At 73.3% G+C, this 26,964-nt stretch carries 22 protein-coding genes; 9 read left to right on the top strand and 13 right to left on the bottom strand.

From position 1 onward, the window contains the following. Positions 1–102 precede the first annotated feature (102 nt). Entirely contained in the window at positions 103–3,129 is a 3,027-nt protein-coding gene (locus ITJ44_RS03025) for a glycoside hydrolase family 38 C-terminal domain-containing protein (RefSeq protein ID WP_194633281.1), read from the top strand. Positions 3,130–3,156: 27 nt separating this feature from the next. Here ITJ44_RS03025 and ITJ44_RS03030 read toward each other — a convergent pair whose 3' ends face one another. Further along, complete coding sequence (locus tag ITJ44_RS03030; RefSeq protein ID WP_194633282.1) at positions 3,157–3,798, bottom strand: DinB family protein; 642 nt, start codon at positions 3,796–3,798, stop codon at positions 3,157–3,159. A 164-nt stretch (positions 3,799–3,962) separates the two neighbouring features. Here ITJ44_RS03030 and ITJ44_RS03035 point away from each other — a divergent pair, with 164 nt between their 5' ends. The 3 genes from ITJ44_RS03035 (at position 3,963) to ITJ44_RS03045 (ending at position 7,131) form a co-directional block, all read left to right on the top strand. Further along, a complete protein-coding gene (locus ITJ44_RS03035) occupies positions 3,963–4,706 on the top strand; it encodes a hypothetical protein (protein WP_194633283.1) in 744 nt (247 codons plus the stop codon). Between the two features lie 49 nt (positions 4,707–4,755). Further along, positions 4,756–5,799 (top strand): NAD(P)-dependent alcohol dehydrogenase, encoded by a 1,044-nt coding sequence (locus ITJ44_RS03040; protein WP_194633284.1) that lies wholly within the window; start codon positions 4,756–4,758, stop codon positions 5,797–5,799. 234 nt (positions 5,800–6,033) lie between these two features. Then, entirely contained in the window at positions 6,034–7,131 is a 1,098-nt protein-coding gene (locus tag ITJ44_RS03045) for an acyl-CoA desaturase (RefSeq protein WP_194633285.1), read from the top strand. Positions 7,132–7,225: 94 nt separating this feature from the next. On the opposite strand, the gene ITJ44_RS03050 is transcribed toward ITJ44_RS03045, so the two are convergent. The 4 genes from ITJ44_RS03050 to ITJ44_RS03065 all read right to left on the bottom strand — a co-directional run bounded on the left by ITJ44_RS03050 (position 7,226) and on the right by ITJ44_RS03065 (position 13,209). Beyond that, entirely contained in the window at positions 7,226–8,395 is a 1,170-nt protein-coding gene (locus tag ITJ44_RS03050; RefSeq protein ID WP_194633286.1) for an AAA family ATPase, read from the bottom strand. 54 nt (positions 8,396–8,449) lie between these two features. Then, a complete protein-coding gene (locus tag ITJ44_RS03055) occupies positions 8,450–9,466 on the bottom strand; it encodes a diacylglycerol kinase family protein (protein ID WP_194633287.1) in 1,017 nt (338 codons plus the stop codon). A gap of 130 nt (positions 9,467–9,596) precedes the next feature. Next, positions 9,597–11,426, bottom strand: coding sequence for a BCCT family transporter (locus tag ITJ44_RS03060; protein ID WP_194633288.1), 1,830 nt, complete (start codon positions 11,424–11,426; stop codon positions 9,597–9,599). Positions 11,427–11,562: 136 nt separating this feature from the next. Further along, positions 11,563–13,209: a cell wall metabolism sensor histidine kinase WalK gene (locus tag ITJ44_RS03065; protein WP_194633289.1), complete on the bottom strand. Its 1,647-nt coding sequence runs from the start codon at positions 13,207–13,209 to the stop codon at positions 11,563–11,565. A 358-nt stretch (positions 13,210–13,567) separates the two neighbouring features. Between ITJ44_RS03065 and ITJ44_RS03070 the strand changes: the two genes are divergently transcribed. The 4 genes from ITJ44_RS03070 (at position 13,568) to ITJ44_RS03085 (ending at position 16,621) form a co-directional block, all read left to right on the top strand. Continuing rightward, positions 13,568–14,113, top strand: coding sequence for an alternate-type signal peptide domain-containing protein (locus tag ITJ44_RS03070; RefSeq protein WP_194633290.1), 546 nt, complete (start codon positions 13,568–13,570; stop codon positions 14,111–14,113). A gap of 143 nt (positions 14,114–14,256) precedes the next feature. Beyond that, a complete protein-coding gene (locus ITJ44_RS03075; RefSeq protein WP_194633291.1) occupies positions 14,257–14,892 on the top strand; it encodes a TasA family protein in 636 nt (211 codons plus the stop codon). After that, a complete protein-coding gene (locus tag ITJ44_RS03080) occupies positions 14,889–15,791 on the top strand; it encodes a hypothetical protein (RefSeq protein WP_194633292.1) in 903 nt (300 codons plus the stop codon). Before ITJ44_RS03075 ends, ITJ44_RS03080 begins: the two co-directional genes overlap by 4 nt. Before the next feature lie 29 nt (positions 15,792–15,820). Then, complete coding sequence (locus tag ITJ44_RS03085) at positions 15,821–16,621, top strand: signal peptidase I (RefSeq protein WP_194633293.1); 801 nt, start codon at positions 15,821–15,823, stop codon at positions 16,619–16,621. 185 nt (positions 16,622–16,806) lie between these two features. On the opposite strand, the gene mmsB is transcribed toward ITJ44_RS03085, so the two are convergent. The 3 genes from mmsB to ITJ44_RS03100 all read right to left on the bottom strand — a co-directional run bounded on the left by mmsB (position 16,807) and on the right by ITJ44_RS03100 (position 20,822). Next, positions 16,807–18,015, bottom strand: a complete 1,209-nt coding sequence (gene mmsB, locus ITJ44_RS03090) for a multiple monosaccharide ABC transporter permease (protein ID WP_194633294.1) — start codon at positions 18,013–18,015, stop codon at positions 16,807–16,809. Further along, a complete protein-coding gene (gene mmsA, locus ITJ44_RS03095) occupies positions 18,012–19,556 on the bottom strand; it encodes a multiple monosaccharide ABC transporter ATP-binding protein (protein ID WP_194633295.1) in 1,545 nt (514 codons plus the stop codon). Before mmsA ends, mmsB begins: the two co-directional genes overlap by 4 nt. A gap of 123 nt (positions 19,557–19,679) precedes the next feature. Beyond that, positions 19,680–20,822: a sugar-binding protein gene (locus tag ITJ44_RS03100; protein WP_194633296.1), complete on the bottom strand. Its 1,143-nt coding sequence runs from the start codon at positions 20,820–20,822 to the stop codon at positions 19,680–19,682. Between the two features lie 368 nt (positions 20,823–21,190). Here ITJ44_RS03100 and ITJ44_RS03105 point away from each other — a divergent pair, with 368 nt between their 5' ends. Beyond that, positions 21,191–21,874 carry a DUF4232 domain-containing protein gene (locus ITJ44_RS03105; protein ID WP_194633297.1) on the top strand — a complete coding sequence of 228 codons (684 nt, stop codon included), beginning with the start codon at positions 21,191–21,193 and terminating at the stop codon, positions 21,872–21,874. Positions 21,875–21,892: 18 nt separating this feature from the next. Here ITJ44_RS03105 and ITJ44_RS03110 read toward each other — a convergent pair whose 3' ends face one another. From ITJ44_RS03110 to ITJ44_RS03130, 5 genes are all read right to left on the bottom strand, one after another. Then, positions 21,893–22,567, bottom strand: a complete 675-nt coding sequence (locus ITJ44_RS03110; RefSeq protein ID WP_194633298.1) for a response regulator transcription factor — start codon at positions 22,565–22,567, stop codon at positions 21,893–21,895. After that, complete coding sequence (locus ITJ44_RS03115) at positions 22,564–23,841, bottom strand: sensor histidine kinase (RefSeq protein ID WP_228494468.1); 1,278 nt, start codon at positions 23,839–23,841, stop codon at positions 22,564–22,566. The genes ITJ44_RS03110 and ITJ44_RS03115 overlap by 4 nt, the downstream gene beginning before the upstream one ends. Before the next feature lie 38 nt (positions 23,842–23,879). Next, positions 23,880–24,743 carry an ABC transporter permease gene (locus ITJ44_RS03120; protein ID WP_194633300.1) on the bottom strand — a complete coding sequence of 288 codons (864 nt, stop codon included), beginning with the start codon at positions 24,741–24,743 and terminating at the stop codon, positions 23,880–23,882. After that, a complete protein-coding gene (locus tag ITJ44_RS03125) occupies positions 24,740–25,672 on the bottom strand; it encodes an ABC transporter ATP-binding protein (protein WP_194633301.1) in 933 nt (310 codons plus the stop codon). The genes ITJ44_RS03120 and ITJ44_RS03125 overlap by 4 nt, the downstream gene beginning before the upstream one ends. A 110-nt stretch (positions 25,673–25,782) precedes the next feature. After that, complete coding sequence (locus ITJ44_RS03130; RefSeq protein WP_194633302.1) at positions 25,783–26,913, bottom strand: SDR family oxidoreductase; 1,131 nt, start codon at positions 26,911–26,913, stop codon at positions 25,783–25,785. Positions 26,914–26,964 lie beyond the last annotated feature (51 nt).

The raw sequence follows: 26,964 nt of genomic DNA on the forward strand, positions 1-26,964 counted from the left end.
CCTGCACCACCCCGCACCACCCGCCGCCGGACGCCGACGCCCGCGCGGCGCACGCTGGAGACACCCGCCCGCGGTCAGCCGCGCCACCGACTGGAGACGACCATGCCCCCCACCACCGCGCTCGCCGAGGCCCGCATCGAGCGGTTCGTCCGCGACCGGCTCACCCCCAACGTCCACCGGCGCCGGATCCCGCTCGCGATCGAGGCGTGGGACGCCCCCGGCGAGCCCGTGCCGTTCGCGGAGGCCGTGCGGCAGGAGCTCCGGCCGTTCGCGGTCGGCACCCCGTGGAGCCGCGCGTGGGGCACCACCTGGTTCCACGTCACCGGGACCGTGCCGGAGGACCCCGATGCCGAGGGGACCGCGCTCGAGGTGCTCGTCGACCTCGGCTTCAGCGACCGCCAGCCCGGGTTCCAGGCCGAGGGGCTCGTCTACCGGCCGGACGGCAGCGTCGTGAAGGCCATCGAGCCGTACAACGGCTACGTGCCGCTCGTGGGCGTCGGGGCGGGCACCGGGCCGGGCACGCGCATCGACCTCTGGATCGAGGCCGCGTCGAACCCCGACATCGGCGGCGACTCCTTCCACGGCGAGACGCCGCTCGGCGATCCCGCGACCGCGGGCGACGACCCCATCTACGCGCTCCGCACCATGGACCTCGCGTGGCGCGACCTGGCCGTCTGGGAGCTCGACCGCGACGTCTGGACGCTGCGGGGGCTCCTGGGCCAGCTGGATCCGGCGTCCTCCCGCCGCGCCGAGATCCTCGCGGCCCTCGAGCGCATGTGCGATGCGGTGGATCCCGACGACGTCGCCGGCACGGCCCCCGCCGGCCGACGGGCGCTCGAGGCCGTGCTCGCCGCCCCGGCGCACGCCAGCGCGCACCGCGTCACGGCGGTCGGGCACGCGCACATCGACTCCGCCTGGCTCTGGCCGGTGCGCGAGACGCGCCGCAAGGTCGCGCGCACCTTCTCCAACGTGCTCGCGCTCATGGACGAGGATCCGGACTTCGTCTTCGCCGCCTCCAGCGCCCAGCAGTACGCCTGGTTGAAGGAGGACCACCCGGGGCTGTTCGCGCGGCTCCGTCAGCGCGTCGCGGAGGGCCGGTTCGTGCCCGTCGGGGGCATGTGGGTCGAGTCGGACACGAACATGCCGGGCGGCGAGGCGCTCGTGCGGCAGCTCGTGCACGGCAAGCGGTTCTTCCTCGAGGAGTTCGGGATCGACTCCCGCGAGGTGTGGCTACCGGACTCGTTCGGCTACACGGGCGCGCTGCCGCAGATCGTGCGCGGAGCCGGGGCCGAGTACTTCTTCACGCAGAAGCAGTCGTGGAACGAGACGAACACGATGCCGCACCACACCTTCCTCTGGGAGGGGATCGACGGCAGCCGCGTGTTCACGCACTTCCCGCCGGTGGACTCCTACAACTCCGACCTCTCCGGCGAGGACCTCGCGCGCGCCGAGCGCCAGCACGCCGAGAAGGCCGTGAGCAACGCCTCCATCGTCCCGTTCGGCTGGGGCGACGGCGGCGGCGGGCCGACCCGCGAGATGACGGCCGCCGCCCACCGCACCCGAGACCTGGAGGGGTCGCCGCGCGTGACGCTCGGCACGCCGCTCGAGTTCTTCGACGCGGCGAAGGCCGAGATCCGGGATCCGCACGTGTGGTCGGGCGAGATGTACCTCGAGTTCCACCGCGGCACCTACACGTCGCAGGCGCGCACGAAGCAGGGCAACCGGCGCAGCGAGCACCTGCTGCGCGAGGCCGAGCTGTGGCTCGCGACCGCGGCCGTCCGCGACCTCGTCGCGTACCCGCACGACGAGCTCGACGCGCTGTGGCGCACCGTGCTGCTGCTGCAGTTCCACGACATCCTGCCGGGCACCTCCATCGCGTGGGTGCACCAGGAGGCCGAGCGCGAGCACGCCCGCGTGCAGGGGCGGCTGCGCGAGCTCGTCGCGGAGGCGCAGGGCGCGCTCGCGGGATCCGGCGACCGGCGCATCGCGTTCAACGCAGCACCCGTGGACGCGGAAGGCGTGGGCGCCCTGTCGGCCGCGGTCGTGGATCCCGCGCCCGCCTCCCCCGCGCCCGTCGCGGACGGCGACGGCTGGGTCCTCGACAACGGCCTCGTCCGCGCGCGGTTCGACGCCGACGGCACGGTGTCCTCGCTGGTCGACGCCGCCTCCGGCCGCGACCTCGTCGCCCCCGGTCAGCGCCTCGGCCTCCTGCAGCTGTTCCGGGACACCCCGAACCAGTGGGACGCGTGGGACATCGACGACGCCTACCGCCGCAACCGCACGGACCTCATCGACGTCGCATCGGTCCGGATCGACGGCGCGGCCCTCGTGGTCGAGCGCGCGTTCGGCGCCTCGCGCGTCACCCAGACGTGGACGCTGCCGGCCGGCGAGCCGGAGCTGCAGGTGGTAACCGACGTCGACTGGCACGAGCGGCAGAAGCTCCTCAAGCTCGCGTTCCCCCTCGACGTGCACGCCGACCGGGCCGCCTCCGAGGTGCAGTTCGGGCACGTCCAGCGCGTCACGCACGCGAACACGTCGTGGGAGACCGCGCGCTTCGAGACGGTCGCGCACCGCTGGGTGCACGTGGGCGAGCCCGGCTTCGGGGTCGCGGTCGCGAACGACGCGACGTACGGGCACGACGTGACCCGGATCCCCCGCCCCGACGGCGGCAGCGCGACCCTCGTGCGCCAGTCGCTCCTGCGGGCGCCCGTGTTCCCCGACCCGCACGCCGACCAGGGCCGGCACGTGCTGCGTTCCGCCGTCCGGGTCGCGCCGGATGTGCTCGACGCCGCCGACGCGGGCTACCGGCTCAACCTGCCGGTGCGCGAGGTCCGGGGCGACCACGGCGTCGCCCCGCTCGTCGCCTCGTCGAACGCGGCCGTCGTGGTCGAGGCCGTCAAGCTCGCCGAGGACCGCTCGGGCGACGTCGTCGTGCGGCTCTACGAGGCGCGCGGCGGCCGCGAGCGCACGGTCGTGCGGGTGGATGCGGCGGCCGGCCTCGGCGACGCCGTCCGCACCGACCTCCTGGAGCGGCCCCTCGAGGGTTCCGTGGCGGGGCCGTCCGCCGACGGGGTCGAGCTGACCCTGCGGCCGTTCGAGATCGCGACCCTGCGGTTCGCCCGCCGCTAGTCGCGCGTCGTGCGGTGGGGCGCCCGGTCAGTCGACCGCGGCCCGCCCCGCCGCGAGGCGCGCGACCCGCGCGGTCTCGGCGTGCTCGGCCCGCCAGAACGCGGCGTCGCCCTCGGGCAGGTTGCCGCTGTCCGGGCGGAGTCCCGCGGCTCCGTCCACGAGCTCGCGGAGGACGTCCGCGTGCCCCGCGTGCCGGTTCAGTTCCGCGATGAGGTGCACCGCGATCCGCTGCACCGTCACGACCCCGGCCTCCCCCGGCCACCAGGGCACGCGGCCGACGGCGTCGAGCGGCAGCGCCCGGAGCGTGGCCTCGGAGTGCGCGCCGACCCGCTCGGAGAGGCCCACGATGTCGGCGCGCGACTCCTCCGCGGTCGCGCGCATGTCGGCGTTCGGCGGCGCGTCCTCCTCCATCCACGGCAGCTCCTCGGGGAACGGCCGGCCGAAGACGGAGCCGAGGTAGCCCGCCTCCACGCCCGCCGCGTGCTTCACGAGCCCGAGCAGGTTGGATCCCGTCGGCACGAGCGGCCGGCGGACGTCGTGCTCGCCCAGGCCCTCGAGCTTCCAGACGAGCGCCTCCCGGGCCAGGCGGAGGTGGCGGATGAGGTCGTCGCGCACGGCGTCGTCGCCGTGCTCGGGCGGGAGGGTGGATGAGGGCTGCGCTGCGGTCATGCCGCGAGCCTCCCAGCCACCGCCGACGCGCGTCCAGCCCCGAGGGTCGATCCCCCGCGTCGATCGCGTGCCCCGGACAGGGGGCGCGCGACGGTCCGGCCCTGGCCCGGCCGCCCAGGAGGATGGACGGGGGCCGACGACCGACCCCGGACCGGGAGGCCCGCATGGACGCCGACGACACGACCGCCGATGGCGCGGCCGCCATCGACGCCGACGGTCCCGCCGACCCGGGCCATGGCAGGCGCTCGCTCGCCCGCATCGGCTCCCGCGCCGTCGTCGCCTGGATCGCCGAGGTCGTGACTCCGCGACGGCGTCTCGTGGCGCTCGGCGTCGCGCTGGTCGCGGGCGTCGCCATGGCGCTGCTGATCGAGCCCGTGCTCGCGCGCGTGGACGGCCCCGAGACCGCGCTCCCGGGAGCGATCGTGCTCGGAGCCGTGGTGGGCACCGCTGCGGCCGTGATCCCGGTGTCGATCTGGCTCGCGCGCGCTATCCGCCAGCACCCTACGGTCGCCGGGACGCACCCGGCGTGGCGGGACACGGCCCTCCTCGACGCCGCCGTGGACCCGCGCGGCCGGGTAGCCCTCGCCCCCGGGACAGCGGGACGCGTGGCCACGGAGTCCCGCCGGGCGATCGCGCAGGCGGCCGCGCCCGTGCCCGGCGCGCTCGTCCTCAGCGTCATTGCGCTCGTCGGGCTCCCCGCCTACGCCCTCGCGGGAGATCCCGGCACCCTGCTGTGGTTCGCGCCGATCTACCTGCTCATGTCCGCGTCGACGCTCTGGACCCAGTCCGTGGCGGCGGGCCGCATGGCACTCCTCCGCGACGCCGCCGACGCGGAGCTCGCCCTCCCCGAGTCCGAGCGCACCGTCGCGCCGCCCGTCGTGCCGCCGCACGGAAGCCGGCTCCCCTGACGAGCGCCGCGCACGGGAAGTTCCCTCGCGCGAGGAATACGCTGGTCCCATGAAGGCCCTCCAGTACACCCGCATCGGATCCCACCCCGAGGTCGCCGAGATCGAGAAGCCCGTCCCCGGGCCCGGTCAGGTCCTCCTCCGCGTCACCGCCGCCGGCGTCTGCCACTCGGACGAGTACGTGATGGGCCTCTCGGAGGAGGAGTACCGCGCCGCCGGCTACCCGCTCCCCCTGACGCTCGGCCACGAGGGCGCGGGCGTCGTCGAGGAGCTGGGCGCGGGCGTCGAGCACCTCGCCGTCGGCGATGCCGTCGCGGTCTACGGCCCGTGGGGCTGCGGCCGCTGCCACGCGTGCGCCGAGGGCCGGGAGAACTACTGCGAGAACGCCGCGGTCGAGGGGATCCAGCCTCCCGGGCTCGGCGCGCCCGGCGCCATGGCCGAGTACATGATCGTCGACGACCCGCGCCACCTCGTTCCCCTCGGTGACCTCGACCCCGTGGCCAACGTCTCGCTGACCGACGCCGGCCTCACGCCGTACCACGCGATCAAGACGTCGCTGCCGAAGCTCGGGGCGGGCACCTTCGCCGTCGTCATCGGCACGGGGGGCCTCGGGCACGTCGGGATCCAGATCCTCCGCGCCCTCAGCGGCGCCACCGTGATCGCCCTCGACGTGAACGAGGAGAAGCTCGAGCTCGCCCGCCACGTCGGCGCGCACCACACGGTGATCAGCGACCGGGACGCCGCCGACGGCATCCGCGCCATCACCGGCGGCCGCGGCGTGCAGGCCGTCTTCGACTTCGTCGGCGCGACCCCCACCATGGCGACGGCCCTCCAGGTCGTCGAGCCCGCGGGCGACGTGACGATCGTCGGCATCGGCGGCGGCAGCGTCGAGGTGGGCTTCGGGAGCATCGCGTTCGACGCCGCCGTGCGGATCCCCTACTGGGGCAGCCGCTCCGAGCTGATCGAGGTGCTCGACCTCGCGCGCTCCGGGCAGGTGACCGTCGAGACGCAGCGGTACGCGCTGGAGGACGGGCCGGACGCCTACGCCGCGCTCGCGGCGGGCGCCGTGCGGGGCCGCGCGGTCATCGTCCCGTAGCTCCCCAGCAGCTCGTAAGCCGCGGCTTCTCGGGGCGATGTGCGCCTCCGACAGCGACACGCCGTCCGCGCTGTGAGTATCCCTGGTGCGACGGCGCCGGTGCCATGACATTGTGGGTCGTGGTTGCCCCAGAACCCGGCGCCGCGTCGCATCCCCGTGTGACGACGACAGACAGCGGCTCGCCGAGGCGATCCGCTCCACCTGGCCGAGAGGCCACGGACGAACGAGCTGACCATGACTGACACCACCGCAGCACCCCGGATCGTGCTGACCCGACCCAAGCGCGGCGGCGGGACCAACCCCACCACCGAGTACTCGGGTCTCCTCAACACCGTGCGCGACGCCGGTCTCCTCAACCGCCGCGTCGGCTTCTACGTGCTCATGTTCGCCGGCATCACCGCGGCCCTGGTCGGCCTCGGCGTCGGCTTCGTGCTCCTCGGCCACAGCTGGTTCCAGCTCCTCATCGCCGCCGGGCTCGGCATCATCTTCACCCAGTTCGCCTTCCTCGCCCACGAGGCCTCGCACCGCCAGGTGTTCGAGTCCGGCAAGGCCAACGACATCGCGGGCCGCACGCTCGCCAACCTCTTCGTCGGCATCAGCTACTCCTGGTGGATGACGAAGCACTCGCGCCACCACGCCAACCCGAACGTCATGGGCAAGGACCCGGACATCGAGCGCGACGTCATCTCCTTCACCACGGAGGACGCCGCCCGGGCCAAGGGCATCTACGGCTGGTTCACCCGCCACCAGGGCTACGCGTTCTTCCCGATCCTCATGTTCGAGGGCCTCAACCTGCACGTCCACGGCTTCCGCACCGTCTTCGGCCGGGGCAAGGTCGACAAGCGCTGGCTCGAGATCTCCATGCTCTCCACGCGCATCATCGCCTACCTCGCGGTCGTCTTCTTCTTCCTCCCCCTCGGCATGGCGTTCGCGTTCGTGGGCGTCCAGCTCGCCGTCTTCGGCGTCTACATGGGCGCCTCGTTCGCCCCGAACCACAAGGGCATGCCGGTGCTGCCGAAGGACTCGAAGGTCGACTTCCTCCGCCGCCAGGTGCTCACGTCGCGCAACATCAAGAGCACGTGGCTGACCGACATCTACATGGGCGGCCTCAACTACCAGATCGAGCACCACCTCTTCCCGAACATGCCGCGGCCGGCGCTGAAGAAGGCGCAGATCATCGCCAAGGAGTACTGCGCGACGCACAACATCCCGTACACGGAGACCACGCTGCTGGCCTCCTACGGCATCGTCATCGCGTACCTCAACCGCGTGGGCCTCTCGGCCGGCGGCGACCCGTTCGACTGCCCCGCATCGGCGGCGTTCGGACGCTGATCCGCGCACTCCCGCACGACCCGACGCCTCCCGCTCGCGCCGCCCACCCGGGCCGCGACCGGGAGGCGTCGTCGTGCGGGCCGTGGGTCGCGCGCTAGCGCGAGCCCCAGTCCCAGGACGGCGCGCTGAGGAGCCCCTGACCCTGCAGCACGGTCTCGCCGAGCGGCTTCTCCAGCACGAGCTCGCCCGTCTCCGCGTGCTCCGACACGGCCGCGGCCAGGCCAGGCGCGTGCGTGACCACCAGGATCTGCACCTCCCGCGACGCCGCCGCGATGAGCTCGCCGAGGGCGGGGAGCAGGTCCCGGTGCAGGCTCGTCTCCGGCTCGTTGAGCACCATGAGCTCGGGCGGCTCCGTCGTGAGGAGGGCCGCCGTGAGCATGAGCATCCGCAGCGTGCCGTCCGAGAGCTCCGCGGCGTCGAGCACCCGCAGCATGCCCGGCTGCCGGAGCCCGAGCGACAGGACGCCGTCCTGGGAGCGGACCACGATCGTCGACCCGGGGAACGCGCGGTCGACGAGCGCGTCGAGCGCATCGCCGTTCCCCCACTCCCGGATGGTCTGCACGGCGGCCGCCAGGTCCGAGCCATCGCTGGCGAGGACGGGCGTGCGCGTGCCGACCCGGGGCCGGCGGGCCGGCGCGTCGACGTCCGTCCGCAGGTGGTCGTAGAAGCGCCAGCCGCTCATGCGCCGCCGGAGGATCATCGCCTCCGGGCTGGTGACCGCGTCGGCCACCTCGCTGAGGACGCTGAGGTGCGCAGGGACCAGCGCCGGCACGTGCATCCACTCGCCGGCCTCGTCGCGCACGCGGACGTCCTGCCAGCGGCGCTCCAGCACCAGCGAGCGGGGGCGCGCGACCGGCCCGCTGAACAGCAGCTCGCGCTTGATCTCCGGGTCGCGGGCGAACATGCTGGCTCGCGGGTCCCGCTGCGGGATGCCGAGGTCGACGAGGTAGCCGAGCTCGTCGCCCGCGAAGCCGAGCCGGAGGGCGATCGGCCCCTTCCGCATCGTGCCCTGCACCTCGTGGTCGCCGTCGCGCATGGCCCGGCTCAGCCCCTCGGGCCCGGCCCAGAGCACGGCCTCGAGGCCGCCCTCGCGGGCCAGCGCCCCCACGGCTCCGCCCTGCGCCATGTCGGCGATGAGGCGGAGCGCCCGGTACACGTTGGACTTGCCGCTGCCGTTGGCGCCCGTGACGACGTCCAGGCCGGTGAGGGGCAGGGCGAGGTCGCGGACGGAACGGTAGCCGGAGACGGCGAGGGTGCGGATCATGCCGCGACCCTCCCACGCACCGCCGACACGCGCCTGCGCGGCCGGGGGCGCGGGTCAGGAGCCCTGCGGGACCCGCACGGTCAGGCCGCCGGGCAGCACCTGGATCTTGAAGCCGACGGCGCGGCCGAAGGGATCGCCGTCGAGCTCGATGTCCTCCTCCTTCTCGAGGCGGACCACGACCTCCTCGGCGGTGCGGTACTCGAGCGCGCGCACCTCCTTCTCCGGGCCCATCAGGCGCCGACCCGCGGCGGTGCGGCGGACGACCCCGTTCTCCCACGCGACCTTGACCCAGATCTGGATCCAGCCGAACAGGCCCTCGGGGCGCATCAGCACGACGTCGAGGATGCCGTCGTCGACCGCCGCGTCCGGCAGCAGCAGGATGTTCGCGGGCAGCGATCCGCAGTTCCCGACGATGAGCGTGTGCGCGCGGCGACGGTGGACGCTGCGCCCGTCGAGGCGGTAGCGCAGGCGGAGCTGGTCCTTGTCGCGGAGCGCCTTGAATATCGCGTCGACGTAGGCGAGCCAGCCGACGCGCTTCTTCAGCTCCGAATCGGTGTTCGCGAGCATCTTCGCGTCGATGCCGACGCCCGCCATCACGACGAACACGTGCTTGTCGCGGGTCTCGTCCTCGCGGAGGATCTCGATCGACGCGAGGTCGACCGTGCGGTCGTGCCCGGAGAACGCGGCCTCGAGGGAGTGCTCGACGTCGTTGAGGGTGAGCTTGAGGTTGCGGGCCAGCAGGTTGCCGGTGCCGGAGGGCAGGAGGCCGAGCGAGACCCCGGACCCGGACATCCCCTCGGCGACCGCGCGGACGGTGCCGTCGCCGCCGGCCGCGATCACCATGTCGACGTCGTGCGACAGGGCCTCCTCCGCGGCGCCCTTGCCCGGGTCGTCCTCGCTGGTCTCGAACCAGAGGGTCTCCTGCCAGCCGGCCGCGCCCGCCGCGTGCGCGACCTTCGTCCGCAGCGACGGGAGGTCGACCTTGATGGGGTTGTAGACGATGGCGGCGCGGCGGCCCGACCCGTCGGTGGGCGCGGGCGAGGGTGCGGAGGCGGGGGTGGAGGTCGTCATCATGGTCACCCTACCGACGCGCGCGGTCGGCGAGGGGTCCGGGAGGCGCTGCGTGGGCCCGCTGTCCGGGAGACGACGATGCCGACCCGCGCGCGGGGCGCGGGTCGGCATCGTCATCGTGATCCGGTCGTCAGGAGCGCCGGGCCTCGTCCTCGTCGCCGAGGGGCTCGCGGACCTCCGCGTCGTCCGGGTCGACGGGGTCGACCGAGAGCTGGAAGTGGTCGCCGTGCTGCTCGACGCCGTTCACGACGGCGTCGCGCATCATCTCGACCGCGACCTGGCGGCGCACGATGAGCGGATCCGTGCGCAGCTCCTTCCAGAGCGCATAGCAGGCCACGAGCATCACGATCACGAACGGCAGCGAGGCCACGACCGTGAGGTTCTGCAGGCCGGTGAGGGCCTCCGTGCCTCCCCCTCCGATGGCGAGCATGATCGCGGCGACCGCACCCATGACGACGCCCCAGCAGATGACGACCTTCCGGCTCGGGTGGAGCGCGCCGCGCTGCGACAGCGTCCCCATCACGATCGACGCGGAGTCGGCGCCCGAGACGAAGAAGATCGCCACGAGCACCATCACGAGGACCGTGCTGACGCTGGCCAGCGGGTAGTGGTTGAGCAGCTGGAACAGCGTGTTGTCGCTGACCACGGCGCCGTCGACGGTCATGTCGCCGTCGGTCTGCTGCGCGTGGATGGCGGACCCGCCGAAGATCGAGAACCAGATGAGGGCCACGATGCTGGGCGCGAGGAGCACGCCGACCACGAACTCGCGGATGGTGCGGCCGCGGCTGATGCGCGCGATGAACATGCCGACGAACGGCGTCCACGAGATCCACCAGGCCCAGTAGAAGACGGTCCAGCTGGAGAGCCAGGCGCTCATCTCGTCGCCGCCGGTCGCCGCGGTGCGCGACGCCATCTCGGTCATGTCGCCGAGGTACGCGCCGAGCGTGGCGGGGATGAGGTTCAGGATCAGGAGCGTCGGGCCGACGACGAACACGAACACGGCCAGGACGACGGCGAGCACCATGTTGATGTTCGACAGCCACTGGATGCCGCGGGCGATGCCCGAGACGGCCGAGAAGATGAACGCGATCGTGAGGACGACGATGATGCCGATGAGGAGCGGGGCCGTCGCCTCGTCCACCCAGCCGTTGAACTCCAGGCCCGCGCCGATCTGCGTGGCGCCGATGCCGAGCGAGGCCGCCGAGCCGAAGAGCGTGGCGAAGATCGCGAGCATGTCGATGACGCGGCCCGCCCAGCCCTCGGTGCGCTTCGTGCCGAGCAGCGGCTGGAAGATGGAGGAGAAGAGCTGCTTGCGTCCCTTGCGGAAGGTGCCGTAGCCGATCGCGATGCCGGCGACCGCGTAGATCGCCCACGGGTGCAGGCCCCAGTGGAACATCGCGGTGGCCATGGCCGTGCGGATCGCCGCCTCCGACTCCGGCTGCGTGGTGCCGGGCGGCGGGCTGACGAAGAAGCTGAGCGGCTCGGCGGCGCCGAAGAACATCAGGCCGATGCCCATTCCCGCGCTGAACATCATCGCGATCCAGGAGACCGTCTTGAACTGCGGCTTCTCGTCGTCCGCGCCCAGCTTGATGCGGCCGTAGCGGCTCGCGGCCAGCCAGATGACGAAGATCACGAAGAAGCTCGCGGCGAGCACGAACAGCCAGCCGGTCTGGTTGATGACCCAGCTCTGCGCGGTGCCGGAGATCGTCGCGAGGCCGTCGGTGCTCACGATGCCCCAGACGACGAAGCCGACCGCGAGGACGGCCGTGACGCCGAAGACGAGGCGGTCGATCTTCGGGTGCTCGGGCTCGTACAGGTCGACGGACCCGGTGAACCTGGCCTCGAGGAGACGGTGGTCGGAGTGGTCGCGGCGCGGCGGCCGGGATCCGTCGGGACCCGATCTGCGCTTCGGGACCAGACGGTCGAGGAGGCGTTCTGCGGACGTGCGCGTGGAGGTCATGGAGGGGATGGGCTCCTGTGGGCTCGTATTCCTGGGCATCGCCCGCAGGGGTCCCGCGAGCGACCGGCCGAGTCTAGGCGGCGAGCGCCGAATCTGCCGATTCGCCCGTCGGCCTTGCCATCGGCTATGGCGAGGGCTAAGAAGCGGCCTCGTCGCGACCCGCCGGGAGGGTCGCGACCACTCGGGTGCCGTGGCCCAGGCGGCTCGCGATGCGCACGCGTCCGCCGTGCGCCAGGACGGTCCGCTCGGCGATCGAGAGGCCGAGGCCGATCCCCGGGATCGCCCCGTCCCGGGCCGTCTGCGCGCGGAAGAAGCGGTCGAACACGTGGCGCTGGTCCTCCTCGCTGAGGCCGACGCCCGTGTCGACGACGGAGATCACGGCGTCGTCCCCCTCGCGCGCGAGGACCACGTCGATGCGCCCGGACGGGGTGAAGAGGAGCGCGTTGGAGATGAGCGCCTCGACGACCTGCGTCAGCCGATCCGCGTCGCCGTCCAGCGTGATGCCGGGCTCCAGCCGCGCCTCGAGCACCAGCCCGCGGTCGGCCGCGCGCACCGCGGCCGGCGCCACGACGGCGTCGACCACGGCCGTCAGGTCGACGGGCCCGCGACGCAGGGCGGGAGCGTGGTCGGCGCCCTCGAGGAGCGAGCCGATGATGCTCGACAGCTGCGCCACGTTCCGCTGGATCACGGCGATCTCGGCCTGGATCCCGAGCTCGGCGGGGTCGTGCAGCTCGTCGAGGAGGTCGAGGTAGCCGACGATGCTCGTGAGCGGCGTCCGCAGCTCGTGCGACACGGTCGCCAGGAACTCGTCCCGCACCTGCACGGCCTGGGCCAGGTCGGTGACGTCGTAGGCGCCGAGCACCGTGCCCGCCAGCTGGCCGGGGCGGCGTCCGATCGGCCGCACGGAGAGCACGAGGGCGCGCTGGTTGCCGGGCTCCCCCACCCAGTAGACGGGGCCGTGCACCTTGTCGGCGTAGACGGCCTCGAGCAGGACCTTGCCCTCGCGGGCGACGGGCGTGACGCGGTCGGATCCGTAGACGGAGGTCGCCATGCCCGTCTCGTGGTCGTATCCCGCGATCTCGAGCAGCGTCCGGACCGCCGCGTTGCGGATCACGGGCCGGTCGTCGCCGTCGAAGAAGACGATGCCCACGTCGACGGCGTCCGCGACGTCGCGGATGGTCGCGGTCTGCTCGCGGGACTCGGCGAGGAGGCGCGCCTGCGCCTCCGTGGCCTCCGCGAGCTCGCGCTGGTCCCGGCGCTGCGTGAGCGCGGCCTGTGCCGCCGCGGCGACGAGCAGGGCGGTGAGCAGGAGTCCGCCGACGAGGTCGGCCCAGCCCGCGCTCGTGGCGGGGAAGCCGCCGTGGCGCAGGAGGGGGAAGACGGTGATCGCGAGCGCGCCCGCGATGGCGATGGGGATGCCGCCCGACGGGAAGCCGAACACGAGCCAGAGGAGAGGGAAGATCACGAGCAGCGACGCGGCGGGGAGGGATGCGGCCGTCGCGTCGCGGATGAACGCCACCGCGAGCAGGTCGAGCGCGGGCACGGCGATGAGGACGACCGACGGGATCCGGCTGTACGCGACCACCACGGCGAGCACGGAACCGACCAGCACCATGGCGATGGCCGCCGCGTACCACGGGTCCCGCTCCACGGCCGGCTCGACCACGGCGACGATGACGGCGACCACCGCGCAGCTGAGGAGGAACGGGATCTGCGCGCGGGTGGATCCGCGTCGACGCCGGTCGTCCGCCGACCACCGGGCGGAGAGGGCGGGAGGGGTCATGCGCGCTCCTCCTCCATCCGCCGTCGGGGGACGGCGTGGACCGAGCCTAGACCGGGCGGCCCGCGCAGCCCGGCGCGCGCCACGCTGAGGCTCCCGGCGGACCGTCCGCGGACAGCCCGCGTGCGCCCTTGAGCCGAAGCCGGGGCGGGCTTGCGGGAAAGCTCGGGGGGACTTGCGGATTGCCAGCGGGTGGCTTGAGACCGCTCCGTCAGAGTGATGCATGTCGAAGGAACACCGGGACGACACCGCGGGAGCGCCGCTGAGGCGCTGAAGCAGGACCGGAGACGACCGGCGGGACACCCACCCGCCGCCTCCCCATGAGCATGCGCGGCACACCGCGCGAAGAACAGGAAACCCCATGAACAAGATCGTCTCCGGTGCCGTAGCAGGTGCCGCTGGAATCGTCCTCCTCCTCGGCGGCGCCGGCAGCTTCGCGCTGTGGAACGCCAACGCCACGGTCGCGGCCTCCAGCGTCTCCTCCGGCAACCTGGCCATCGCCGCGGACAACGCGGGCGTCTGGACCGACATCACCAACGGCGGCAGCAAGGTCATCGACCCCGCCACCTACCGCATCGTCCCGGGCAACGTCCTCCAGTACACGAGCGCCCTGACCGTCACGGCGACCGGCGACTCGCTCGCCGCGGACCTCACCTACAACCCCGTCTCCATCACCGGCGACGCGGCGCTCAAGGCGGCCATCACCACCAAGCTCGACGTCACCTCGACCGACGCCAGCATCACCCCCGCCACCGCCGCGAACACCTTCACGGTCAAGCCCTCGACGGCCGCCTCCAAGGTGAACGTCGTCCTCACGGTGACCTTCCCCTCCGCCGCGACGACCGGCCAGAACGGCTCGCTCTCCTTCGACAAGCTCGCCTTCACGCTCACGCAGCGCGCGATCTAGTCCCGCGTCTCCCCTCCCCGCGGTGACGTCACCCGCGGGGAGGGGGCTCCACCGCATCCCCCGCACGACCCCATCACGCACGACCCCCATCACGAACCACCCGCATCACGGACCACCCGCGACACGAACCGGAGCGACACGACATGAGCACGAGGCAGGCACCCGCCCCCCGTCCCGCTCGTGGCCGTCGCTCCGCCGCGGCGCTCCCCCTCCACGGCCGCCGCTCGGCGCAGCCGGCCCGCCGCAGCCCCCTCCGCGCCGCCTGGCTCACCACCGGCCTCCTCACCGCGGTCGTCGTCGCCTCCCTCGCCGCCACCGGCGGCAGCTACGCCCTCTGGAACGGATCCGCGAAGGCCGCCCCGTCGGGCGTCACCAGCGGATCCAGCGGACTCGTCGTCACCCAGCAGGCCGCCCTCGACGTGACGAAGCTGCTCCCGGGCGACGGCACCGTCGGCGCCTTCACCGCGAAGAACACCGGCACGGTAGCCTTGGACGTGGCCATCTCCACGCAAGGCACCTCGTCGAACTCGGCCTTCCCGGGCGAGCTCTCGCTGCGCCTCGGACCCGTCGCGACGACGGCCGACTGCGTGCACGGCGCCACGACGTTCTCCGGCCGTCCCGGCCAGCTGCACACGCCCGCCGGATTCGTCCGCATCCAGCCCGGCGCCTCGTCGGTCGTCTGCACCGAGGTCGTGCTCGACAAGGACGCGCCCCAGTCCGTGCAGGGCTCCACCGCGCAGCTCGGGTTCACGCTCGTCGGGACCCAGGTGCAGCCGTGACCCGCGCACGGCGCCGCCTCGGTCGCGCGCACGCGGCGCTCCTCGTGGGCCTCACCGTCCTCCTCGTCGGGCTCGGCGCCACCGCGGGTCACGCGCTCTGGGCGTCGACGACCACCGCGAAGACGAACGTCGCGAGCGCCACCGTCGCCGTGACCGAGAGCGGCTTCGACCGCCTCGCGGGCGAGCTCACGGCGAAGAGCCCCAGCCGCACCGCGGCCGTCGTCGTGACGAACACGGGATCCACCCGCGCCGCCTGGACCGGCACGATGACGGCGCCCACCTCGGCGCAGGACGACCAGTACTTCGCGCGCAACGTGCGCGTCGTCGCCTGGACCGCCGTCGGATCCGGCTGCACGGCTTCCACCGCCATCGGCCCGGACGCCTCCACCGCCAACTGGGTGGTCCCGCCCACCCTCTCCGGGACCCTGTCGGCGGGTGCCGCCGTCACCTGGTGCGTGCGCACCACCGCGACCGCGTTCCCCACGGCCGCCGCCTCCGTCACGGCCACGCTCACGACGGTCCTCGGATCCGGCAGCTGGACCGGCCGCGACACCGCCTCCGCCCGGCAGACCACGCCCGCGCCCGCCGTCACGGGCGGCTTCAGCTGCCAGCCCACCGACGGCGACTGGTACGTCTTCGTGAGCTGGGACACCTCGGTCGCGCCCTCCTCCTCCAACTACGGCGTGATGGTCAACGGCACGCGCATCGCCACGTCGCAGGGCTCGTACGGCAAGGCCGCCATCACGCGCGACCAGGTGCCGTCGACGCTCGCGGCCGACGGCCAGGTGCCGGTCTCCGTCGACCTCCTCGACGGCAACGGCGCGAAGGTGCGCCAGGTCGCGAACGGCACGGTCGTCGCCTTCCCGCAGAGCGGCGCGCGCGGCTTCCGCTGCTCCTGACACCGACCACCCGATCCGGACCACCGACCATGCCCCGCCTCCTCCCCCGCCGCCGCGCACGGCACGGCGACGCCCTCGGGCGCCCCGCGGACGACCTCGCCCCCGTCGAGCTCGAGGCCGGCACCCGGCCGCGCGGCGGCGTCCGGCAGCTCGCCCGTTCGGCGGCCGTGGGGCTCAGCGTCGGGATCCTGCTGCTCGTCATCGGGCTCGCGGCCGTGCTGCTCGTGGTGCCGAAGGTCTCGGGATCCGTGCCGCTGACGATCCTCACGCAGTCGATGGAGCCGACGCTCCCGCCGGGCACGCTCATCGTGGTGCGGCCCGTCGACCCCGACGCGCTGGAGGTCGGCGACGTCGCGACGTACCAGATCCGCTCGGGCGACCCGGCGGTCATCACGCACCGCATCACCGCCATCTCGTCCGCCTCGGACGGCACGCGCTCCTTCACCTTCCAGGGCGACAACAACGCGTCACCCGACTCGCTGCCCGTCACCCCGGGACAGATACAGGGCGAGGTCTGGTACTCGGTGCCGCTCGTCGGCTGGGCGAACCAGGCCGTGAACGGGCAGGCCCGCAGCTGGATCATCCCGGCCGCGGCGGTCGCGCTCATCGCCTACGCGGCGGTCACGATCATCACGGGCGCCGTGCAGACCCGGCGCAGGCGCCGCGCCTCGGCCGCCGCGGACGTCGTGGCCGAGGGCGACCACGTGCACTCCGACGCGATGGCCGAGGGGGTAGCCGAGGCCGCCCGGGCCGATCCGTCGCACCCGGGCGTCGACGCGGCCCCGACCGCGGCCGCCACCCCGCGACCCCGCGGACGCCACCGCGGCTGATCAGATGCGGCGGCCCTCGGGCCCCTCGTCGAAGAGGAGGATCGGTCGACCGTCCTCCTCGCGCTCGACCACCTGAAGCGGTCAGCGGCACCGCCTCCGGCGGGCGGCCCGCCAGCCCCCGGACGACGGACGGCCCGACCGCCCCGCGTGGGGTCGGCCGGGCCGCGTGCCGTGCGCGTCGCGGGTCAGCGCCCGGAGCGGCGCTTGCTGTAGACGTCGAAGGCGACCGCGAGGAGCAGCACCAGGCCCTTGATGACCTGCTGCCATGCCGCGTCGACCGACAGGATCGACAGGCCCTGGTTGAGCACTCCCATCACGAGCCCGCCGATGACCGCGCCCACCACCGTGCCGACGCCGCCCTGCACGGCCGCGCCGCCGATGAACACCGCGGCGATCGCGTCGAGCTCGAAGCTCTGGCCGGCCGACGCCACCGCGGATCCGGCGCGCGCCGTGCTGACCACGCCCGCGAGCCCGGCGAGCAGGCCCATGTTCACGAAGATGAAGAAGTTGACCCACCGGGTCTTGACGCCCGACATCATCGCGGCGAACAGGTTGCCGCCCATCGCGTACACGTGCCGACCGAAGACCGTGCGCGTCAGGAGGAACGAGTAGAGCAGCACGAGCGTCGCCAGGATGATCAGGATGATCGGCGTCCCGCGGTTGTACGCCAGCAGGTAGCAGAGGTACATGATCGCGAAGACGGCGATGGCGGTGCGGATCCAGAAGGAGATCGCCCGCTCGCGCGGCAGCTCGAGCTTGCGGAGCGTGGCGCGGGTGCGCAGCTGCTGCACCACGAGCGCGATCGACACGAGCGCGCCGATCCCGAGCGTGAGGAGGTCGGGGGCGCCGGTGGTCGGCAGGTTCCCGGAGCCGATGGAGTTGAACTCCGCCGGGAGGCCCGAGATCGTGCCGCCCGTGAGGAGCACCAGCGCGACGCCGCGGAACACGAGCATGCCTGCCAGGGTGACGATGAACGCGGGGATCCCGACGAACGCCACCCAGAAGCCCTGCCACGCGCCGATCACGGCGCCGACCACGAGCGACAGCACCACCGCGGTCCCCCACGGCAGCCCCCACTCGTTCATGCTGAGCGCGGCCACGGCGCCGACGGTCGCGACGACCGAGCCCACCGACAGGTCGATGTGGCCCGCGATGATCACGATGACCATGCCCATCGCGAGGATCAGCACGTACGCGTTCTGCTGGATGAGGTTCGCGACGTTGCCCGGGTAGAGCAGCCGCCCCTCGGTGAGGATCTGGAACAGCAGGATGATGACGGCCAGCGCCGCGAGGATCCCGTACTGGCGCAGGTCGATGCGGCGGCGCTTGCGCGTCCTCACGCCGTCGGGCGCGGGCGCGTTGGGCGATGTGGCCTGCTCGGCGGTGACGGTCACTGGTCGACTCCTGACTTCCGGCTGGCGGTCATGTGCCGCATCAGCTCCTCCTGTGTCGCGTCGGCCCGGGAGACCTCGGCGGTGAGCCGCCCCTCGGCGATCGTGTAGATCCGGTCCGAGAGGCCGATGAGCTCGGGCAGCTCGGAGGAGATGACGATGACCGCCTTCCCCTCGGCCGCGAGCTGGTTGATGATGCTGTAGATCTCGTACTTCGCCCCCACATCGATGCCGCGGGTGGGCTCGTCGAGGATGAGCACGTCGGGACCCGAGTAGATCCACTTGCTGAGCACGACCTTCTGCTGGTTGCCGCCGGACAGCTTGCCGACCACCCCCGAGACGTCGGGCGTCTTGATGTTCATCCGCTTGCGGTAGTCGTCGGCGACCGCGTACTCGCGGTGCCGGTCGATCACGCCGAGCTTGACGAGCTTGGAGAGCGCGGCGGCCGAGACGTTCACGGTGATGCTGCCGATGAGGTTGAGTCCGTAGCGCTTCCGGTCCTCCGTCGCGTAGGCGATGCCGTTCTTGATCGCCTCGCTCACGGTGCGGGTGCGGATCTCCTTGCCGTCCTTGAAGATCCGCCCGGTGATCCCGGTGCCGTACGAGCGCCCGAAGATGCTCATCGCGAGCTCCGTGCGGCCCGCGCCCATGAGGCCGGCGAACCCGACGACCTCGCCCGCGCGGACGCTGAAGGACGCGTCGTGGACGACGACCCGGTCGACGTCCACGGGGTGGTGCACGGTCCAGCCCTCCACGCGGAGCTTCTCCTCGCCGATGTGCGGATCCCGCGGCGGGAACTGCGCGTCGAGCGGCCGACCGACCATGGCGCGGATGATGCGCGTCTCGATCTCGTCGGAGTCCGTGACGGGGAAGGTCTCGATGGTCTTCCCGTCGCGGATGACGGTGACGTCGTCCGCGATGGCCCGGATCTCGTTGAGCTTGTGGCTGATGATGATGCTCGTGATGCCGTCGTCGCGCAGCAGGCGGATGAGGCCCAGCAGGTGCGCGGAGTCGTCGTCGTTGAGCGCCGCGGTCGGCTCGTCGAGGATCAGGAGCTTCACCTCCTTGGACAGCGCCTTCGCGATCTCCACGAGCTGCTGCTTCCCGACGCCGAGCTCGAGCACGCGCGTCGCCGGGTTCTCGTCGAGGCCCACGCGCTTGAGGAGCTTGACGGCCTCGAGGTTCGTCCTGTTCCAGTCGATGACGCCGCCGCGCGACATCTCGTTGCCGAGGAAGATGTTCTCCGCGATGGAGAGGTAGGGGCTGAGCGCGAGCTCCTGGTGGATGATCACCACGCCGTCGCGCTCGCTGTCGTTGATGGATCCGTAGCGGACCTCGCGGCCGTCGATCGTGATGGTGCCCTCGTACGAGCCGTGCGGGTAGACGCCGCTGAGCACCTTCATCAGCGTCGACTTGCCCGCGCCGTTCTCGCCGCAGATGGCGTGCACCTCGCCGCGGCGGACGGTCACGTCCACGCCGTCGAGGGCGCGCACGCCCGTGAACTCCTTGACGATGCCGGTCATCTGCAGGATGACGTCGTCCATTGATGCTCCTGGTTCCCGTTCGGGTCGGTGGAGCGCGCCGGGAGGCGCGCGCCGGGTGGAGACGGATGCGCGGCCGACGGGCGCCCGGCGTGGTGCCGGGCGCCCGTCGGCCGCGGGGTCGGGCTACAGGCCGACGTCGGACGCCTTGAGGAAGCCGGAGTCGATGAGCACGGACTTCACGTCGTCCTTCACGACCACCTGCGGGTCGAGGAGGAACGACGGGACGACCTTCTTGCCGTTGTCGTACGACTTGGTGTCGTTGACGGTGACCTCTTCGCCCTTGACGATCTCGCCGATCATCTTCTGGACCTGGTCGCCGAGCGCCCGGGTGTCCTTCCAGACGGTCATGGACTGCTTGTCCTGGAGGATCGCCTGCACGTTGGCCTTGTCGGCGTCCTGGCCGGTGATGACGGGCCAGTCGGCGCCGGGCGCGTAGCCGGCGCTCGAGAGCGACGCCTCGATGCCGAGCGCGAGGCTGTCGTTGGGCGAGAGCACGACCTGGACCTTCTGGCCGCCCGTGTAGAAGGACTGCAGGCGGTTGTCCATCTCGGCCTGCGCGTCGTCGGATCCCCAGCCGAGGATGCCGATGGCCTGCCAGTCGGCGCTCGTGGCGGGCGCCTTGCCCGACGGCACCGTCAGCTTGCCGCTCGCGACGTAGGGCTGGAGGACGTCCCACGCGCCGCCGAAGAAGAAGCCGGCGTTGTTGTCGTCGGGGCTGCCGGCGAAGGGCTCGAGCGTGAAGGGCCCTGCCGCGTTGTCGAGGTCGAGCGTGTCCTTGATGAACTGGCCCTGCAGCGTGCCGACCTTGTAGTTGTCGAAGGTGGCGTAGTAGTCGACGGCGTCCGTGCCGTTGATGAGGCGGTCGTAGGCGATGACCGTGACGCCCTGCTTCTTGGCGTCCTCGAGGGCCGGGCCCAGCGTCTTGCCGTCGACGGCCGCGACCACGAGGATCTTGGCGCCGCCCGCGACCTGGTTCTGGATCTGGCTGATCTGGGCGTCGGTCTTGTTGTCGGCGTACTGGAGGTCGACGGTGCAGCTGTCGCCCTCGAGCTTGGTCTTCAGGCCCTCGCCGTCGTTGATCCAGCGCTCGAGGCTGCGGGTCGGCATCGAGATGCCGACGTTGCACTCGGTGCCGGCCGCGGCGTCGCCGCCGTCGCCGGAGCCGGTGTTCGTGGCGCCCTGCGGCGCGCACGCGGTCATGCCGACGGCGACGCCGGCGAGGAGGAGGAGGGAGCTGATCTTTCGTGCGTGTCGTCCGGATGCCATGGCGGCGGGTCCTCTCGGTGGCCCGTCCGGGTCGTGCGGGCACCGGGCGGTCGCGTCGTCGCGAGGGCCCGGGTGCTCCGACGCGTCCTCGGGTCGGGTGCTGATGCGGTGAGTGCTGGTGGTGGTGCGGGTTCGGTGCGGGCGACGCCCGGCGGAGCGGCCGGGTCGCGGCGGTCCGTGCGTTTGTCGTCGGTCAGAACTTATCCATTTCCGCAGCCGCCGATACGGCTTCCGGGAGACGTTATCCAAGCGTTACCGCCGTTGGCCTGCGGACGGGGGCGGCCCGGACGCGCGGCGGCGGGCGCGCGTCCGGCTCGCGGAGCGGACAGCCGCTCGCGTCCGGGCAGGACCTGGCGTAGACCGGGGTGATGACCACGTCCCGCCTCCCCACCCGGCTCCCCCTCCTGCTCGCGCCGCTGACCCTCGCCGCCGCCCTCGCGCTGGCCGGCTGCACCGGGTCGCCCGGTGGATCCCCGTCCACGCCACCCGCCGACCTGCCGGCCAGCATCGCCCCCACCACCACCGCCACCCCGGCGACCGACGCCTCCCCCACCGCCGCGGCGTCCGACGGCGCGACCGGCGACCCGGCCGCCTCCGGGGAGGCCGCGCGCTGCGCGGTCGACGCGCTCACCGGCTCGATCGCCCCGGCGTCCGGCCCCGGCGGCGACCCGGGCGAGGGCACGGGGATGAACCAGCAGCGCGTGACCGTCGTGCTCACGAACGCCTCCGCCGCGCCCTGCACGCTGCAGGGCTGGCCGGGCGTCTCCTTCGTCGGCGACGGGGACGGGACCCAGCTCGGGCTCCCCGCGACGCTGGACCGGGGCACGGATCACCCCACCGTCACGCTGCAGCCGGGAGCCTCGGCGCAGGCGCCCCTGCACTACACGGACGGGCAGGTCTACCCCGACGCGGAGTGCGGGCTGACCCCGGCGGACGGGCTGCGCGTGTACCCGCCCGGATCCACCGCGTCGCTCTTCGTCGCATGGCCGGAGCGCGCCTGCTCGACGACCGACCACGCGCTGCTCGAGGTCGGCGGGTTCGTGGCGTCCTGACCCGTCCGGGTCCCGGCGTCAGCGCGGGGCGGGGCGGGTGGCGGGCGGCAGCAGGCCGAGCTCCATCGCGAGCGTGACCGCGCGGGTCCGGTCGCCGACGCCGAGCTTCTCGAACACGTGCAGCAGGTGCGTCTTCACGGTCGCGGGCGTCACGTGCAGCTCCAGGGCGATGCGCGCGTTGGTGCGGCCGGCCGCCACGAGCGCGAGCACCTCGGTCTCGCGCGGGCTGAGGGCGGGAGCCGGCGGGGCGGGCTCCGCGGCGGGGCGACCCACCTGGCGGACCAGGGCGGCGGCGATCGCGGGCGCGAGGGCGACCTCGCCGCGGGCCACGGCCCGGACGCCCGCGAGGATCTCCTCCTCGGGCGCCGCCTTCAGCAGGTAGCCGCTCGCGCCCGCCTCGATGGCCGTGAGGATGCTCGCGTCGGTCTCGTAGGTCGTGAGCACGAGGACGCGCACCTCCGGCGTCTCCTCGCGGATCCGCGCGGTGGCGCCGACGCCGTCGAGCCCGGGCATGCGGAGGTCCATGAGGACCACGTCGGGGCGCTCGGCGCGGGCGAGCGCGACCGCCGCCTCGCCGTCGGCCGCCTGGCCGACCACGTCGATGTCGTCGGCGGAGGCGAGCAGAGCCGCGAGCCCGCCGCGGACGACGGGGTGGTCGTCGACGACGGCGACGCGGATGGGCGCGGGCGTCATGCGCGCGCCCGCGCGGGGGTCGCGGGCGGGGCCGGCGTGGCCGTCGGGTCGGCTCCGCGCGGGTCCACGGGGGTCGCGGCGGACGACACGGGCGTGGCGCGCGCCGGGATGCGCGCCGTGAGCCGGGTGCCGCCGGCGCCGCTGGTGACGTCGAGGCGCCCGCCGGCCGCGTCGAGCCGGCGGCGCATGCCGTCGAGGCCGTAGCCGCCCGACGCGCGCGCGGGGTCGAAGCCGCGGCCGTCGTCGCGGATCGCGAGCACGAGGTCGGCGCCGTCGCGGGTGAGGACCAGCTCCACGGCCGCGGCGGCCGCGTGCCGGCGGACGTTGGCGAGGCCCTCCTGCGCGCAGCGGAGAAGGACCACCTCGGCGTCGCGGTCGACGGATCCGACACCCGCGTCCGCGCGGACGTCGACGGGGATGCCCGCCTCCCGCTCCAGGCGCGCGCCGAGCCGGGCGAGGGCCGCCCCGAGGCCGTCCGTCAGCTCGACGGGTGCCGTGGCGGCGACGATCGCGCGGGTCTGGGTGAGCGCGTCGCGCGCGCCGTCCTCGAGCTGGGCGAGGGTCTGGTCCATCGCGTCCGTCTCGCCGCCGCGGAGCTCCCGCCGTCCGCGCTGGGCGAGCATCACGAGGCCCGTGAGGTCCTGCGCGACCGTGTCGTGGATGTCCGCGGACAGCCGCTCCCGCTCGCGGGCGGCACCCGCCTCGCGACCGAGCTCCGCGACCTGCGCCTGCGCGGCCCGGAGCCCCTCCAGCAGGTGCAGGCGCTCGTGGCTGAGGTCGGCGATGCGCGTGATCCAGAGCCCGAGGGCGATGCTCCCGCCGAGGCTCAGCCCCTGCGACACCGCCATGGTCGGGATCGCGCCGGGCAGGTCGCCGAAGCTGATGACGAAGCCCACGGCGACGGATCCGGTGAGCACGAGGGTGCCGATCACCGCGTCGCGCACGCGGTCCAGCAGCAGCCAGACGAGCGGGCACAGCACGCACTGCACGACGGCGAACGACGGCAGGCTCGCGACGCCCCAGGTGGCGGCCGGGATGACGAGCGCGAGGAAGACGAGCGCGGACGGCAGCGGGGACACGGGCTCGGCCTTGGCCGCCGTCGCCGCCGCGGAGGCCTCGAGCGCACGGCGGCCGACCAGCAGGTAGAGGGCGGACATCGCCGCGATCGCCCCCCACGCGCCCCCGCCGGCGTCGCTCCCGGCGCCGATGGTCAGCACGACCAGCAGCGCCATCGTCACCGCGTAGGCGACGTGGACGGTGCGGGTGGGGATCATCCCCTGAGCCTGCCATCCCGTCCGCTGGTCGCGCACGATCAGGAGTCCCGGCGGATCCAGCGGAAGGTGGCGACCGCGGCGATCGTGCCGCCCACCAGCCAGATCGCGAGGACGACGGCGACGCCCGGGAGGTCCCACGTGCCACCCCGCTCGGACGCCGCGAGCGCGTCGGGCAGGAAGACGGCGCGCATGCCCTGCGCCATCCACTTCAGCGGCAGGAAGGCCGCGACGTCCTGCAGCCAGGTCGGCAGCATCGTGAACGCCAGGTACACGCCGCTGATGAACTGCAGCACGAGCACGATCGGCGTGATGACGGCCGTGGCCGAGGCCCCGGAGCGCGGGACGCGGCTGAGCGCGATGCCGAGCACGGCCGACGACGTGATCCCGAGCGCGTACACCCAGGCGAACGTGGCCCAGCGGCCGGCGTCGGTCGGCAGCTCCACGCCGAACGCGAACCGCGCGACGACGAGCAGCACGACGACCTGCAGGAGCGAGGTGACGATCACCTGCCCGGCCTTGCCGATGAAGTACGAGAGCACGGGCAGCGGGGATCCGGCGAGCCGCTTGAGCGTGCCGTCGCTGCGCTCCATCGCGATGTCGACCGCGAGGTTCTGCACGCCCGAGAGGAGGATGCCCGCGGCGATCATGCCCGGCAGGTAGTACGCCGCGGCGCTCACGCCGCCGGATCCGTCGGGCGCGGTTCCGAGGTTGCCGGACGAGCCGAACGCCACCGAGAAGATCGACAGCATGATGACCGGGAAGAGGAACGTGAAGATGATCGTGTCGGTCTGCCGGAAGTAGCGGCGCACCTCGTAGCGGACCCGGTGGATCCCGAGCGGGAGGACGCCCGGCAGGGCGACGGCGCGGTCCGGGACGGCAGGCGCGGGGCGGACGCCGGTCATGCCGCCACCTCCTCGGCGGATGCCGGGGCGACGGCCGGGGCGGCGGTCGTGACGCCGGCCGCAGCCGGGGCGCCCGCCTCGGCGAGCAGCCCGAGGTACACGTCCTCGAGGCTCGGCCGCACGATGCGCAGGTCGCGCGGCTCGCCGCCGGGCGTGGCCTCGGACAGGCGGGAGACGAACGCGCCGGGCGTGCGCGTGCGCTCGTCGTGGGATCCGTCGTCGTCGCGCCAGAGCACCCGCGGGACCCGCGCCTCCTCTCCCCCGATCTCGTCGAGCCGGCCGATCGCCACCAGGCTCCCGCCCGCGATCACCGCGGCCCGGTCGCCCAGCTGCGCGGCCTCGTCGAGGTAGTGCGTCGTGAGGAGGATGGTCGTGCCCTCCGCCTTGAGCTCGCGGATGAGGTCCCAGAACCGGTGCCGGGCCTCGGGGTCGAAGCCCGTCGTGGGCTCGTCCAGGAAGAGCAGCTCGGGGCGGCCGATGATCCCGAGGGCCACGTCCACCCGGCGCCGCTGCCCGCCGGAGAGCGCGCGCAGCAGCGTGCCGGCCTTCTCGGTGAGGCCCACGGCCTCGATGGTCGCGTCGACGTCGCGCGGTCGCGGGTACATCCGGGCGAAGTGCGCGACCTGCTCGCGCACGGTCATCGCGCCGCTCTCGGAGCTCGACTGGAGCACCATGCCGATGCGGGCGCGCCAGGCGCGGCCGCCGGTCGCCGGATCCACGCCGAGCACGGTCGCGGATCCGCCGGTGCGGAGCCGGTACCCCTCGAGGATCTCGATGGTCGTGGACTTCCCGGCGCCGTTCGGGCCCAGGAGCGCGAACGTCTCGCCGCGGTGGATGTCGAAGGTGACGCCCCGGAGGGCGGTGGTCGTGCCGTACGTCTTCTCGAGGTCGCGCACGCGGACGTGCTCCTCGACGGCTGCTGTGGTCATGGGTCCAGCCTCGCGCGCACCGGTCGGGATCGGAACGGCCGAGCGGTCGATCCGCCGCATCGGCCGATCGGTGGATGCCGCCGCCACGCGGGACGACGGCACCGGACGGATCAGCGCGGGATGAGCCCCTCGGCGCGATAGCGCTCGAACAGCCCGAGGAAGCTGTCGAGCGTGCGGTGGTGCGTGGCGAAGCCGGCGAGCCGGCTCTTGCTGATGTCGGTGACGACCTCGATGTCGCGGCCGAGGTCGGCGTCGGTGTGCCACCACGAGGCGATGCGGCCGAGGTCCGACTCCGCGAGCCCCGCCTCGCGGGCGATGCGCGCCCACTCGTCCTCGTAGCCCGCCATCTGCTGCTCGAGCGGACGCGGCGCGTCCTCGAACCCGACCGGCTCCACGCCGAAGTACGCGGCGAGGCGCGGCCACATCCAGCGCCAGCGGAACACGTCGCCGTTGACGACGTTGAACGCCTCGTCGCGGCCGGCCTCCGCGGTGGACGCCCAGATCATCTGGTCGGCGAGCACGGTCGCGTCCGTGACATCGGTGAGCCCGTCCCACTGGGTCGCGCTGCCGGGGAACACGAACGGCAGGCCGAGGTCGCGGCAGATGGATCCGTACACCGCGAGCGTCAGCCCCATGTTCATCTGGTTGCCGACCGCGTGGCCGATGACCGTGTGCGAGCGGTGCACCGACCAGGAGAAGCCCTGGCGCGCGGCCGCGGCGAAGAGCTCGTCCTCCTGCGCGTAGTAGAAGTTCGGCGCGTCGAGGCGCTCCTCCTCCTCGTGGAACGGGGTGTCGGGCATCGTGCCCTGCCCGTACGCCTCGAACGGGCCGAGGTAGTGCTTGAGGCCGGTGACGAGCGCGGCGTGCTCGACGGGCGCGCCGTCGAGGGCGGCGAGGAGGTCGCGGACCATGCCGCCGTTGACGTCGATGTTCTCCTGCTCGGTGGCCTGGCGCGACCACGCCGTGAAGAACACGTGCGTGGGCTGCTCCCCGGCGAGCGCGCGGCGGAGGTCGTCGGCGGAGCGGAGGTCGGCGCTGATCCAGCGGACGCCCGGGCGGTCGGCGCCCGCGCGGCGGCTGAGGGCGAGCACGTCCCAGCCCTCGGCGGTGAGCTGGTCGACCAGCGCGGATCCGCTGATGCCGGTGGCGCCGACCACGAGGGCCGTGCGGCCGGTGCCGTCGGAGCGTGGGGACGCGGCGGGGGCGGGCGTGCGGGCGGGGGTCACTCGGTTCTCGGTCATCCCCTGCCCCAACGGCGAGGAGCCGCCCGGGCATTCCGGGCGGCTCCTCGC

Source organism: Clavibacter sp. VKM Ac-2873 (assembly GCF_015351075.1).
In the GTDB taxonomy this organism is placed as follows: Bacteria; Actinomycetota; Actinomycetes; order Actinomycetales; family Microbacteriaceae; genus Clavibacter.